Origin of the sequence: Cryocola sp. 340MFSha3.1 (genome assembly GCF_000383315.1) — a bacterium.
Lineage (GTDB): Bacteria > Actinomycetota > Actinomycetes > Actinomycetales > Microbacteriaceae > Leifsonia.
In genome coordinates, this window is record NZ_KB911087.1 from 716,851 (window position 1) to 730,298 (window position 13,448).

The window sequence follows — 13,448 nt, forward strand, 5'->3', positions numbered from 1 at the left end:
CCGATAGCCTGGATCGGTGAGATTCTCGCACCTCAGCAACGCCGCAGATCCCGGGCCCCGCCTGGCCGCCGTCATCGGAGACGGAGCCCTCTTCCTCGACGAAGTGATGGCCCGGCCGCCGCGGGACCTGCAGGAGCTCATCGAATGGGGCGAGGACGGCCTCGCCGAGGTGCGCGCGGTGGTCGCCGAGGCCGAAGCCGCCGGTCGCGAACTGCCACCGGTGCACGAGCTGCGCCACGCCTCCGCTGTGCTCCGCCCGCCGCACGTCATCGCGATCGGCGCGAACTATGCCGCGCACGCCTCGGAGCTGAAGCTGCGGAGCGAGAAGGCGGCGACGGTCTTCAACCTCTGGCCGAACTCCCTGGCCGGGCACGGCGGCACGACGACCTGGCCGGCCGACCTGTCCACCCAGGTGGACTACGAGGCCGAACTGGGGGTCGTGATCGGCCGCCCGGCGCGGAACGTCTCCGTGCAGGACGCCCTCGACTACGTCTGGGGCTACACCGTGGTCAACGACATCACCGCCCGCGACCTGCAGTTCTCGGAGGCGCAGTGGTCGCGCTGCAAGTCGTTCGACGGCTTCACCCCTACCGGGCCCGTGGTCGTCACGGCGGACGAGATCCCCGACCCGCAGGACCTCTGGCTGACCACCAACGTCGACGGCGCGATCCTGCAGGATGCTTCGACGGCCGACATGGTCCGCAGCGTCCCGGAGCTGATCGAGTTCCTCTCCCGCTCCGCCACCATCCCACCGGGAACCCTGATCTCCACCGGGAGCCCGGGCGGCGCGGGCTACTCGCGCACCCCTCCCGTCTTCCTCCGCGACCGGTCCACCGTCACGGTCTCCATCGGCGGGATCGGCTACCTCACCACGTACTGCCGCGTCACCTGACCCACCGGGCGCGCCGTGGTGCGTTAGCGTAATGGCTGTGTCCATCGGAGAGAGGCGTCCCGTCACGGGCGGGGACGACGAGGCTGCGCGCCTCGATGCCGCGCTGCCCGATATCGACTGGTCGGTCGCGCCCGTCGGCACGGTGTTCTCGCGCTTCCGCGCTCCCAGTGGAGAGCTTGCGGTCGCCGCGCTGGGCGACCCCGCCGATCCACGCGTGGTCCTCATCCCCGGCGTGACCGGCTCCAAGGAGGACTTCTACCTCCTGGCGCCCATCCTCGTCGCGGCCGGCTACTACGTGCAGAGTTTCGACCTGGCCGGGCAGTACGAGTCGGCGGATGCCGGCCCCGTGCCCGGCGGCCACTACACCTACGGACTGCTCGTGGCCGATGTCGTCGCGTTCCTGCGCGACGGCGGTCCGGCGCACGTCCTCGGCTACTCGTTCGCGGGGATCCTGTCGCAGCTGGCGCTGGTGGAGCATCCCGAGCTGTTCCGGTCGCTCACCCTCCTGACGGCGCCGCCCGAGCCCGGGCAGTCGTTCCGCGGCGTGCGGATCATCGGGGTGCTCAGCTGGTTCGCGACGCCCCACATCGGCGCGAGCCTCATGATCTGGGGCATCACGACGAACAAGAACAAGGTGTCCGACAGCCGGCTGGCGTTCGTGCGGTCGCGGTTCGCGCTCACCCGCCGCTCCAGCGTCGACGACATCGTCGGGCTGATGAAGCGGGTGCCGGATGTGCGTGCGCGCGTCGCCGCCAGCGGCATCCCGCTCCTCGTCGTCACGGGTGATCACGATCTCTGGCCGACCCACCTGCACGCCGCGAACGCGAAGGCCCTCGGCGCCCACCTCGCCGTCTACCGCACCGGCCACAGCCCCTGCGAGACCGCCCCGCACCAGCTGGGCCGCGACATGATCGCCCTCTTCCGCGAGGCCGAGGCGCGCGAGCGCTGAGCGATCCCGCCTCGCCGGGTGCCCGAAAAGCCTAGACCCCACATTTGGGGGTAGTGACTCATCTTCGCGCTGGGCCACGATGAGAGGGCAGCGAGGGGGACGGTATGGATAAATGTCTGAAGACGACTTCCTTCACCCGCCGCACGCGCCGCGGCTCCGCGAACACGTCGGCATGATCCGTTGGCAGCGCGTCGGCGACGGTGAGTGGTCGATGGAGACCGCCCGCGGCCAGTATGTCGGCGGCAACAGCAAGGTCTGGCGGGTCCGCCTCTACGACGGCATCGAGCTCGAGTACGACCTCGACGAGTGGGCGCCCTTCAACTGACTCTCTTCCGGTGCCGTCCGCCGGGCCGCACATCGGCCCCGCGGACGGCACCGATTTCTTCTCCCCTCCGACGGGGGAATCGACCTGAGCGGCCGCACAGCCTAGGGTCGCAGCATGATCCCCGACGAAGCGGACGGATGGATGCTCACCTGCGTCCTCGTCGCCCGTGACGGCAGCGAGACCACCCTCTCGGTGCCCTCCCTCTCCCGAACGCCGCCCAGCCGCATCCGCCGACCCTCCCATCTCGGAGGCGCCGCCGTCGTCGATGTCTACGCGTTCTCCGCGCTCCGGGGCACTCCACCCTGCGCGGTGTACGGGTTCGAATGCACCGTGCCGCAGAGCACGGACGAACTCCCGGCGGACGATTCTCCGGCCGCCGGTCCCGCGCCGTCCGACTGACGGGAGTCGGAGAAGGTCGGGTGCCGGCACTCGGCGCAGCGAGATTCCCCGGTGCCGGCACCCTTGTCGTCATGTCGGGCATAACGACCTCTATACAGGCTTGTGCTCACCATGCCCGGGTCGGGGGCGAAAAGCCTAGACAGCAATGTCCGCTATTGATTGCGCGGCTGTGTCTCCGTTCCCGCGCGCCCGTCCGGGACCACGCCCCGAGCGGTGTAGCGGAGCCTGCGGACACCCTTCAGCGGACCGGACCCTACGGCCGCCTGCATGTGCAGGAAGAACAGGGTGAAGGACCGGTCGACGCTGTCGGTGCCGGAGAGCCCGTGCAGAGCCGCGTCGTCGGCGACCAGGCGGGCGTTGGCGAGCAGCGCATCCTCCTCCACCCGCACCTCCACGATCCGGAGGTCCGGGGTCAGCACCTGCAGCAGCAGTGCGCCGGCATCCACAACATGGACGCCCGGTACCCGTTCCAGCGACCGCAGGAAGCGGTCCACGATCCGTCTCTCGCCTCGCGGCATCCGTCGCTCCTTCCAGCGGAGCCGCGTCGACCCGCTGGGCCAGCGGGAAGGCGAGCATCCGTCCACTGGAGTAGACGAGCGAGTCTGCGTTCGATGACGGAGTTGGGGAGCCCCGGCTCTCACTCGGTATCGGAGCGTGCCTCGCGGATGGCGTCCGCCTGGATCACCGGGATGGCCGTCGTGACGACTTCCAAGCCGCTCAGACGGGCGGGCGACAACAGCCGGGTGACCTCCTCGCGGCTCATCAGCTTCGCCTCGACGACGAGGTCGGCGACGTTGCGGCCGGTCAGCAGCGCTGACTTGGCGAGGGCGGCGGAGGCGGCGTAGCCGATGTGCGGGGTGAGCGCGGTGATCACGCCGACGGACGAACCGACCATCGCACCGAGGCGCTCCTCGTTGGCGGTGATGCCGTCCACGCAATTGATGCGGAGGGTGCGGAACGCCTGCGCCATCCACGTGATGCTCTGCAGCATGGAGTGCGCGATGACCGGCTCGAAGGCGTTGAGCTGCAGCTGGCCACCCTCGGCCGCCATGGTGACCGTCACGTCCGCGCCCGCGACCGAGAAGGCCACCTGGTTGACGACCTCGGGGATGACGGGGTTGACCTTGCCGGGCATGATGCTGGAGCCGGCCTGGCGGGCCGGGAGATTGATCTCGCCGAGACCCGCCTGGGGCCCGGAGGAGAGCAGGCGGAGGTCGTTGCAGATCTTCGAGAGCTTGATCGCGCTGCGCTTCAGCGAGCCGGAGAACGACATGAACGCGCCGGCGTCGCTTGTGGACTCGATGAGGTCCGGCGCGGTCTCGAGGTTCAGGCCGGTGATGACGTTCAGGTGACGGACGGCGGCGGCGGCGTAGCCCGGGTCCGCGGTGATCCCCGTGCCGATCGCGGTCGCACCGAGGTTGATCTCGGCGAGCAGCCACTTCGTCTCGGTCAGGCGCGCGTGGTCCTCCGTCAGCGTGGTGGCGAAGCCGTGGAACTCCTGGCCCAGGGTCATGGGCACGGCATCCTGCAGCTGCGTCCGGCCGACCTTCAGGATGTTGCGGAACTCGGCCGCCTTGGCCGCGAACGAGTCGCGCAGCAGCGCGAGCTCGTCGAGCAGGTGCCCGAGCGCGAAGGTGAGACCGATCTTGATGGCGGTCGGGTACGTGTCGTTCGTGCTCTGACTGCGGTTGACGTCGTCGATCGGGTGCAGGTGGGAGTAGTCGCCCTTCTCGTGCCCGTCGAGCTCGAGCGCGATGTTGGCGATGACCTCGTTCGCGTTCATGTTGGTCGAGGTTCCGGCGCCGCCCTGCATGACGCCGACCACGAACTGGTCGTGGTACCGGCCGTCGATGATGAGCTGGCAGGCGCGGTCGATCAGCTCGGCCTTATGCGCTTCCAGCACGCCGATCTCGGCATTGGCGCGTGCTGCGGCCTGCTTGACGCTGGCCAGGGCGACGATGAGGTCCGGGTAGACGGAGATCGGGCGCTTGGCGATCGGGAAGTTCTCCAGCGCGCGCGAGGTGTGGATGCCCCAGTACGCGTCGGCCGGGATCTCGCGACTGCCGAGCGAATCGGTCTCGATGCGGGTCGGGCGCCCCTCCGCGCTGGGGGTCGGGACGTCGGAGACGTTCTCGGACGCATCGGTGACGACGAGTCCGGACGGGGTGACGACGGGGATGGGGGCTGTCTTCGACTCGTCCATGGTTGCTGTCGGGTTCACGGTTGGCACCGTTGCCTCTCGTTGTGCGTTGGCATGTCTTTCGGGCGCCGGACGTTCGTGGCCTCCGGCAGTGCCGAGCCTACCCCCGGGCCCGTGAGGCCCACTGGACGACCTGTCGCCCATCTCCACACTCCTTCGACACGGTGTCCATCGCGGCGGACGGTTGCGCGATCAGCCCAGTTTGCGCAGCAGACCGCGCGCGAAGCGGTCCTTCGCCTCGGTGTACGGCGGGTAGATCAGCTGCATGGTGTCGGGGCTGAGCGGCTTGCTGAGCACGGCCTTCTCGTGGCTGAAGGTCCGCAGCGATCGCTCGCCGTGATACGCGCCGACACCGCTCTCGCCGACGCCGCCGAACGGGAGTCCGGCGACCGCGAGGTGCGCAGCCGGAACGCCGAAACCGACCGCGCCGGAGCTGGTCTCGGTGAGGATGCGGCGGCGGGTCGTCGCGCTCGAGGTGAACACGTACAGGGCGAGCGGCTTGTTCCCCGCGCGGATGAAGCGGATGGCGTCGTCGAGGCCGTCGACGGGAAGGATCGGGAGGATGGGGCCGAAGATCTCCTCCGCCATCGCGGGCGACTCGGGCGCGACATCGGTGAGCACGGTCGGAGCGAGGTACCGGGTCTCCGCGTCGTGGTCGCCGCCGACCGCCGCAGTGCCCGAGCCGAGCATCCCGGTCAGCCGTTCGAACTGGCGGTCGTTGACGATGCGGCCGTAGTCCGGGCTCTCCGCCGGGTCGTCGCCGTAGAGGTCGCGGACCGCGTCGCGCAGCGCGTCGGCGAGGCGCGGGACGATGGAACGTTCGGCGAGCACGTAGTCGGGCGCGACGCAGGTCTGCCCGGCGTTCATGAACTTGCCCCAGGCGATGCGTCGGGCGACGGCGGCGATGTCCACCGTGGCATCGACGTAGACGGGCGACTTGCCGCCGAGCTCCAGCGTGACCGGGGTGAGGTTCTCGACCGCTGCGGCGGCGACGATGCGGCCGACGCGGCCGTTGCCGGTGTAGAAGATGTGGTCCCACCGCTGGGCGAGCAGGTCGGTGGTGTCCTCCACGCCGCCCTCGACGACCGCGACGGCGCGGGGATCGAGGTACAGCGGGATGAGGCGCGCCATCGCCGCAGACGTGGCGGGGGCCAGCTCGCTGGGCTTGAGCACAACGGCGTTGCCGGCCGCGAGCGCGCCCACCAGCGGGGCGAGCAGCAGCTGCACGGGGTAGTTCCACGGCGCGATGACGAGCACGACGCCGACCGGCTCGAGCATCGTGGATGCGCGTGCCGGGAGCAGCGCTCCGGGAACGGACACGCGGCGCGGCCGCAGCCAGCGGCGCAGGTGCTTCAGCGTGTGGTCGATCTCGCCGACGACGAACCCGAGCTCGGCGATCTGCGACTCGGTCGGGCTCTTCGCCAGGTCGGCGAGCAGCGCATCCTCGAACTCCGCGGACCGGTCGGTGAGCATGCGCCGCAGCGCCCGGAGCTGGTCGAGGCGCCACGCGAGCGGCTTGGTGACCCCTTGTTCGAAAGCGGACCGGAGCTCGTCGACCGTGCGCGCATGCGTCATGCGCCCATCCTACGAACCCGGGCGGTTCCTGAGGTCGGAGGCGTGCGCCCCCGAAAGGGAGGCGATCCGGTGCCGGCGGCCGTCCGTGTCCTCCGTTTCCCGCGGCGCGCCGGGTTCGGGATGCGGATCTCCTCCGTTTCCGTCCTGTCCGGTGGCAGGAACGAAAGGGAGGCGACTCCCGTCGACACGCCGGTTCGACGCGGGAGACGGAGGCGATCCGGCGGGATGCGGGACCGGATGACCTCCCTTTCCGTCGCGGACGGGCGGATGGGGTCGAGCGGGCGGGTCAAGCGGGTCAGCGGGCGGGACGGTACGCGAGGTCGAAGATGGCGTGGCCGAGGCGCTCGCCCCGGCGCTCGAACTTGGTGACCGGGCGGTCGTCCGGGCGCGGGATGAAGTGCGCATCGCCCGCGAGGTTCACAAGACCGGGCTCGGCGTCGAGCACCTCGATCATGTGCTCGGCGTACGGCTCCCAGTCGGTCGCGAGCCGGAGCACGCCCTCCGGGGACAGCGCGGCGACGAAAAGTCGGGCGACCTCCGGCTGGATGAGCCTGCGCCGGTGGTGACGCGCCTTGGGCCAGGGGTCGGGGAAGAAGATGAGGATCTCATCCACCGAGCCTGCGGGGAGCCCGCGCTCGAACACCTCGACCGCGTCGTGCCGCACGATGCGGATGTTCGTGAGTCCGCGATCCCGCATCGCGCCGAGCACCCGGCCGATGCCTGCGCCGTGCACCTCGATGCCGAGGAAGTCGCGGTCGGGATGGCGCTCCGCCAGGGTCAGCAGGTTCTCGCCGTTGCCGAAGCCGATCTCGACCACGCGGGGGGCCGTGCGCCCGAAGATCGCGTCCAGGTCGAGCGGCGAGCCGTCGAAGTCGACGCCGAAGCTCGGCCACAGTTCGTCGATCGCGCGCGACTGGGCTTCGGTCTTGCGGCCGCGCACCACGAAGCTGCGGGGCCGGACGAGGGGGGATGGTTCCATCCCCCCATTGTCCCCTGTCGACTTACAGCCAGGCGCGGTGGAGCTCGAAGCAGCGCGGAGCGATGCCGCGACCCCAGCGCCGAGGGAGCCCGCGACCGAGGTCTGACACTGGGATCGAACTACGAACCGCGTGGCGACTCAGAGCCAGGCGAAAGGCAGCGCCAGGACGCCGAACCCGATGCCCACGAGGGCGAGGAGGGCGAAGAACGCTGCGCCGGCGAGCATCACGGCGTTGAGGACGATTCCCCACACCGCGAAGGTCTTGCCCAGCGGCTCGCGCTTCAGCGCCATGATGCCGACGACGAGGCCGGCGACCGGAGCGATGAGCGTCCAGCCGAAGACGATGGAGGCGAGCCCGAGCGCGAAGCTCGTGATGCTGAGGGTGCGGTCGGGTGTGGCGGTCTGGTACCGGGTGCTGGTGGTGGTGGTCATGTCTCCATCCAACCGATTGGCTCCACTGCCGCACTATCGGGGTACCCCCCGATTCCTCCCTGAGGCCACCCCCAGATTCGTGCCGAATGTGCGTTATGGCACCGCCATAGCGCACATTCGGCACGAATCGGTGAGGTCACACCTGCCCGAGCAGCCCCTCGATCGGACCGCGCGCGAAGTAGATGAGGAAGCCGGCGGCGACGATCCAGAGCAGCGGGCTGATCTCGCGGGCCTTGCCGGCGAGCGAGCGGATGAGGACCCAGCTGATGAAGCCGACGCCGATCCCGTTGGCGATCGAGTACGTCAGCGGCATGACGATGATCGTCAGGAACACCGGGAGCACCACCGAGAACTCGGTGAAGTCGATGTGCTTGATCTGCACCACCATCAGGGCGCCGACCACGACGAGCGCGGCAGCGGCCACCTCCAGCGGGACCACCTGGGTCAGCGGCGTGAAGAACATCGCGAGCAGGAACAGCGCGCCGGTGATGACGCTGGCGAAGCCGGTCTTCGCTCCCTCGCCGATGCCGGAGGCCGACTCCACGAACACCGTGTTCGACGACGACGAGGTGCCACCGCCGACGATCGCGCCGACACCCTCCACGATGAGCGCGGGCTGCAGGCGCGGGAAGGTGCCGTCCTCGTTCGCCAGACCGGCGCTGCGCGCCAGCCCGGTCATCGAGCCCATGGCGTCGAAGAAGTTCGTGAAGACGAGCGTGAAGATGAGCATGATGGCGGCGAGCGCGCCGATGCGGCCGAAGGCCCCGAACAGGTCCACCTGGCCGACGAGGCTGAGGTCCGGCAGCGAGACGAGCGAGGTCGGCAGCTGCGGCACCGTGAGGTTCCAGCCGGCCGGGTTCTTGCCCATCGAGGGTCCGACGTGCCAGATGGCCTCAGCGATGATCGCGACGACCGTGGCGGCGACGATGCCGATGAGCAGCGCGCCCTTCACCTTGCGCGCCATCAGCACGCCCATGATGACGAGGGCGATGAGGAAGGTGATGGTCGGCAGAGTCGCGATGGATCCGGCCTCACCGAGCTGGACGGGCGGCGACGAGAGCGTCGTGGTGCGGACGAAGCCGCTGTCGACGAAGCCGATGAACGCGATGAAGAGACCGATGCCGACCGTGATCGCCGTCTTCAGCGGCGCCGGGACGGCGTTGAAGATGAGCTTCCGCAACCCGGTCGCCGAGAGCAGCACGATGATCACGCCGTTGATGACGACGAGCCCCATCGCCTCCTGCCAGGTGAGGATCTTGACCACGTTGACGGCGAGGAACGAGTTGATGCCGAGCCCGGCCGCGAACGCGAACGGCAGCCGAGCGATCAGGCCGAACAGCACCGTCATCACACCGGCGCTGAGGGCCGTGACGGCGGCGACCTGCGTCGTCCCGAGGGTGTGGCCCACCACATCCTTCGTCCCGCCCAGGATGAGCGGGTTCAGGATGACGATGTACGCCATGGTGACGAAGGTGAGGACGCCGCCGCGCACCTCCGTTCCCCACGTCGTGCCGCGGGCGCTGATCTCGAAGAAGCGGTCGAAGCGCCCCGTGGAGGTGGGCGCGCTGGTCGATGCGGAAATGGTGGACTCCCGTAGGATCGGTGGGCGGTGGACGGCGAAGACTCAGGTTCGTCGAGTAATGCGCGAATGCGCAGCACCAAGCCTATTCCGACTCACGACCTCCGAAGGACACGCATGGCACTGCCCTGGACGCTGCATGGCGATGGCAAGAAGGTGGGCGCGCACGAGATCGTGCTGCCCGGCGAACGGCTGACCTGGCCCCGCACGATCGGGCTCGGCGCCCAGCACGTCGTCGCCATGTTCGGCGCGACGTTCCTGGTGCCGCTGCTCACCGGCTTCCCGCCCGCGACGACCCTGCTGTTCTCGGGCGTCGGCACGCTGCTCTTCCTCGTCATCACCGGCAACCGGCTGCCCAGCTACCTCGGCTCGTCGTTCGCGTTCATCGTCCCGATCGTCGCGGCGACGAAGGCCGACGGGATGCCGTCCGCCCTGTTCGGGATCGTCGTCACCGGTGTCCTCCTGGCCGTCGTCGGCCTGATCGTCATCGCGACCGGGACCGGGTGGATCGACGGGCTCATGCCGCCGGTGGTGGCCGGCGCGATCGTCGCCCTGATCGGCTTCAACCTGGCTCCCGCCGCGAAGAACAACTTCGTCCAGGCGCCCGTCACGGCCCTGGTGACGCTGGCCGCGGTCATCCTCTGCACCGTCCTCTTCCGCGGGATGCTCGGCCGGCTCTCGATCTTCCTCGGCGTCGCCGTCGGGTACGTGTTCGCGGTGATCGTCGGCCAGGTGAACTTCGACGCCGTCGCCAAGGCTCCGTGGATCGGCTTCCCGCAGTTCACCCTGCCCGCGAACCCGTTCGTCTCCCCCGCGGCGACCTGGGGCATCCTGCCCGCGTTCCTCCCGGTCGTCCTCGTCCTGATCGCCGAGAACGTCGGGCACATCCGCGGTGTCGCGCAGCTCACCGACCCCTCGGTCAACCGGCTGACCGGCCGGGCGCTCTTCGCGGACGGCGTCGCCACCACCATCGCCGGCTTCTTCGGCGGCTCGGGGACGACGACCTACGGCGAGAACATCGGCGTCATGGCGGCGACGCGCGTCTACTCCACCGCCGCCTACTGGGTCGCCGGAATCGTCGCCGTGCTGCTGGGGCTCTCCCCCAAGGTCGGCGCCGTGATCAACACCATCCCCGCGGGCGTGCTCGGCGGTGTGACCACCGCGCTGTACGGCCTGATCGGCATCATCGGCGTGAAGATCTGGCTCGACAACAAGGTCGACTTCTCCAAGCCGGTCAACCAGTTCACGGCGGCGACGGCGCTCATCATCGGTGTCGGCGACTTGACGCTGAACCTCGGTCAGCTCACCTTCAACGGGATCGCACTGGGCGCCATCGCGGCGATCGTCGTCTATCACGTGATGGCGTCGATCGCGCGGCTGCGCGGGACGGACTGATGCTCCGGGCGGACTGAGTCCTGCCCCGTCACAATGCGGGTATTCGCGCGTCTCTAGGGGTGGGCGCGCTCTTCGGGTGCGCCTGCGTCGCCGATGGGCGACGCCTCCCCCAACAGAGAGCACCATGACCCGAATCCATCGTTCCCTCCGACGCGCCGCGCTCGCGACCGTCATCACCACCGGCGTCCTCGCCGGCGCGGCGGCAGTCCCGCTCGGCGCCGCCGCGCCGGCGAGCGCCGCAACCTCCAGCCCGGTCGCGGCCGCCGACATCATCAGCCGGGCAATCGACCAGGCGAAGAAGCAGGGCGCAGCCCGCGACTACACAGCGCCGATCAGCAAACCGAACTGGAAGGTGCTGTTCGTCGGTGTCGCCGACGTGAAGTATCCGAGCGGATCGCGCCAGACCTTGGACACGGCAGCCCGCACGTACACCCAGAACGTGATCAACCAGTTCGTGGACACGACGAGCCGGGACACCGGCGTGACCATCACGCCGACCGTCACGTGGGTCGACGCTCCCTTCACGACCGCCAGCACCGACGGCGGTCTCTCGCCGTCGGAGACGGCGGACATCCTCAAGGGCGTCTCCGGGGTCGCAGAGTACGACTGCATCATGGTGGCGTCGAGGTTCAATCCGGGCAGCGCATACGGCGGTTTGACCTGGGCATGGAACTGGGCCAACGCGCGCGAAGCCGCATACTCCTGGGTCTCCATCACGCCGCAGACCAGCACCCCCGGGTACCCCTCCCTCCCGGCCGGGAGCATCTCTCGTGACACCAACATCATGATTCACGAGTTCGCACACGCTGTCTCCATGAACACGGTGGGCTTCCCGTATCCCGAACTTCACAACGCTTCCGGTTACGGGTACGCCTCGGACCCGTGGAACGAGTGGTACAAGTTCTACGTCGACTACCTCACCGGCAAGGTGAACGTGAACGGCGTCCCTCAGGGCGCCTATCCGAAGATGTGGCAGGTCAGCCCGCGCTTCCTGCATAACCCCGCCATGGCGACCGTGCACCTGCAGGATGAGGCGGGCCGCACCGTCGCGCCGGACATCAACACGTTCGGTGTCGGCGGGGACGCCTACTCGATCAAGGCACCGATGGTCAACGGCTACAAGACCGTGTCGGTCAAGTCCGGCAGTGCCCCGGCCGACGGACAGTTCACCAGCGGCACCAACACCGAGATCACCCTGGTCTACTCGACCACCCCGACGAAGGTCGCCTTCGTGGGCGGCCAGGAGGTCGACCTCAACTACAACCAGGCGGCCACGCCGGGCGGGGTGTACTTCCACAGCTACACCTATCGCTCGGCAGCCCCCGTGACCGGCTACACCTACACTGACCAGATCGTCGGCAACGACGGCGCCCGACGCGTCGACAGCCTTCCCGGCGTCTCCGTCACCTTCGGAGCCAACGGGGTCGCCGGCGTCACGAAGGACGGCAATCAGTACGTCCTGCGGAAGAAGTCCGACACCCTCGTCGAGATCTCCGTCGAGCTGAAGACACCCAGCACGACGTTCACCATCTACAACACGGGCTACGGAAACGTCGCACCGACGGCTCGGGTTCAGCAGATGTTCGACCTGCTCGACATCACTCCGAAGCTGACCGGCGTGAAGGAGCCGCTGACCACCGAGCCGCACGGACACACGAACATCACGTGGGGCGCCTACAGGGTCAAGGCCATCTTCGTCGGCGGCGAGACCAACGACATCACGCGTGCCAGCACGCGTGGCCAGGGAGAGACGTTCAACGAGTCCTTCGTCTACCGCACCGGCATCCCGGTCAGCGGCTACACGTACACCGACCGGCTCACCGCGTCCGACGGAGTCAAGCGCCTCGACTCCTTCGGCGGCCAGCCCATCACGTTCACCGCCGCGGGCACCGCATCCTTCGTCTGGTCCGGCCGTGCCGTCACGGTGGTGAAGAAATCCGACACTCTCGCTGAGATCTCGGTCACGCTCGCAACCCCGTCCAGCACCTTCGTCGTCACCGGAATGGACTCCGTCAACAGCGCGCCGACGGGCCGCGGCACCCGCACGCTCGAGCTCGTGAACGTGATCTCCGGCTTCGACAACACGAAGGATGCTCAGACCGCGCCCAAGGCGATCTCCACCGTGACGTGGGCCACCAAGGTGACGTTCCTCGGCGGTGAGACGACCGATCTGACGCAGACCAAGGTGCTGCCGGTGAACACGGCGCACTCCGGCAACTGGACGTACCGCGCGACGGCGCCGGTCACCGGGTTCACGTACTCCGACCAGATCGACAGCGCTCAGAACGCGCGCCGGGCGGACAGCTTCGCCGGCATCCCGCTGACCTGGAACGCCGCGGGCGTCGCGACCGTGACGAAGGACGGCAACACCTACACCGTCGTCCGGAAGTCCGACACGCGGGTCGAGGTGTCGGTGAAGCTCGGAACCCCGAGCACGACGTTCATCGCCTGGGACGCCGGATACGTCAACACGGCAGCGTTCGGCACGCTCAAGCAGACCACGGACCTGCTCGACGTCACGCCGCAGCAGACGGGTGCGAAGGAGGCTCAGACGACCGAAGCGAAGGGTCACCTGAACTTCACCTGGGGCGCCGGCCAGGTCGGCTGACCATCGGCCACACGGGCTGGAGGATCCGGACGGATCCTCCAGCCCTTCGGCGTGCCCGCGTCACGAATGCGGATAACGCACGTCTTGCAGGGTGAAGGCCTCCACACCCGGCGGC

The 13,448-nt window shown here is 68.9% G+C and carries 12 protein-coding genes; 6 read left to right on the top strand and 6 right to left on the bottom strand.

Annotation, left to right across the window (positions count from 1 at the left end; all coding sequences use genetic code 11):
- Positions 1 to 16 precede the first annotated feature (16 nt).
- The 4 genes from H284_RS0103420 to H284_RS0103435 all read left to right on the top strand — a co-directional run bounded on the left by H284_RS0103420 (position 17) and on the right by H284_RS0103435 (position 2,565).
- Complete coding sequence (locus tag H284_RS0103420) at positions 17 to 892, top strand: fumarylacetoacetate hydrolase family protein (protein ID WP_020075159.1); 876 nt, start codon at positions 17 to 19, stop codon at positions 890 to 892.
- Between the two features lie 31 nt (positions 893 to 923).
- A complete protein-coding gene (locus H284_RS0103425) occupies positions 924 to 1,841 on the top strand; it encodes an alpha/beta fold hydrolase (protein ID WP_020075160.1) in 918 nt (305 codons plus the stop codon).
- Between the two features lie 112 nt (positions 1,842 to 1,953).
- The gene (locus H284_RS0103430; protein WP_018190435.1) at positions 1,954 to 2,166 is read left to right on the top strand and encodes a hypothetical protein; all 213 of its coding nucleotides are present in this window, start codon (positions 1,954 to 1,956) and stop codon (positions 2,164 to 2,166) included.
- Between the two features lie 114 nt (positions 2,167 to 2,280).
- Positions 2,281 to 2,565, top strand: a complete 285-nt coding sequence (locus tag H284_RS0103435; protein WP_020075161.1) for a hypothetical protein — start codon at positions 2,281 to 2,283, stop codon at positions 2,563 to 2,565.
- Between the two features lie 152 nt (positions 2,566 to 2,717).
- Here the strand turns inward: H284_RS0103435 and H284_RS0103440 are convergent, their stop codons facing one another.
- The 6 genes from H284_RS0103440 to H284_RS0103465 form a co-directional block, all read right to left on the bottom strand.
- The gene (locus H284_RS0103440) at positions 2,718 to 3,083 is read right to left on the bottom strand and encodes a hypothetical protein (RefSeq protein WP_020075162.1); all 366 of its coding nucleotides are present in this window, start codon (positions 3,081 to 3,083) and stop codon (positions 2,718 to 2,720) included.
- A 119-nt stretch (positions 3,084 to 3,202) separates the two neighbouring features.
- Positions 3,203 to 4,768, bottom strand: coding sequence for an aspartate ammonia-lyase (locus H284_RS0103445; protein WP_020075163.1), 1,566 nt, complete (start codon positions 4,766 to 4,768; stop codon positions 3,203 to 3,205).
- Between the two features lie 189 nt (positions 4,769 to 4,957).
- A complete protein-coding gene (locus tag H284_RS0103450; RefSeq protein ID WP_020075164.1) occupies positions 4,958 to 6,340 on the bottom strand; it encodes an aldehyde dehydrogenase family protein in 1,383 nt (460 codons plus the stop codon).
- A gap of 295 nt (positions 6,341 to 6,635) precedes the next feature.
- Positions 6,636 to 7,319: a tRNA (guanosine(46)-N7)-methyltransferase TrmB gene (gene trmB, locus H284_RS0103455; protein WP_020075165.1), complete on the bottom strand. Its 684-nt coding sequence runs from the start codon at positions 7,317 to 7,319 to the stop codon at positions 6,636 to 6,638.
- A 138-nt stretch (positions 7,320 to 7,457) separates the two neighbouring features.
- On the bottom strand, positions 7,458 to 7,751 hold the full coding sequence (locus H284_RS0103460) for a hypothetical protein (protein WP_020075166.1): 294 nt from the start codon (positions 7,749 to 7,751) through the stop codon (positions 7,458 to 7,460).
- A 136-nt stretch (positions 7,752 to 7,887) separates the two neighbouring features.
- Entirely contained in the window at positions 7,888 to 9,243 is a 1,356-nt protein-coding gene (locus H284_RS0103465) for an NCS2 family permease (RefSeq protein WP_018190428.1), read from the bottom strand.
- Positions 9,244 to 9,447: 204 nt separating this feature from the next.
- Between H284_RS0103465 and H284_RS0103470 the strand changes: the two genes are divergently transcribed.
- Both H284_RS0103470 and H284_RS0103475 read left to right on the top strand, forming a co-directional pair.
- Positions 9,448 to 10,725 carry a uracil-xanthine permease family protein gene (locus H284_RS0103470; RefSeq protein WP_020075167.1) on the top strand — a complete coding sequence of 426 codons (1,278 nt, stop codon included), beginning with the start codon at positions 9,448 to 9,450 and terminating at the stop codon, positions 10,723 to 10,725.
- Positions 10,726 to 10,849: 124 nt separating this feature from the next.
- Entirely contained in the window at positions 10,850 to 13,333 is a 2,484-nt protein-coding gene (locus H284_RS0103475) for a MucBP domain-containing protein (RefSeq protein WP_020665331.1), read from the top strand.
- Positions 13,334 to 13,448 lie beyond the last annotated feature (115 nt).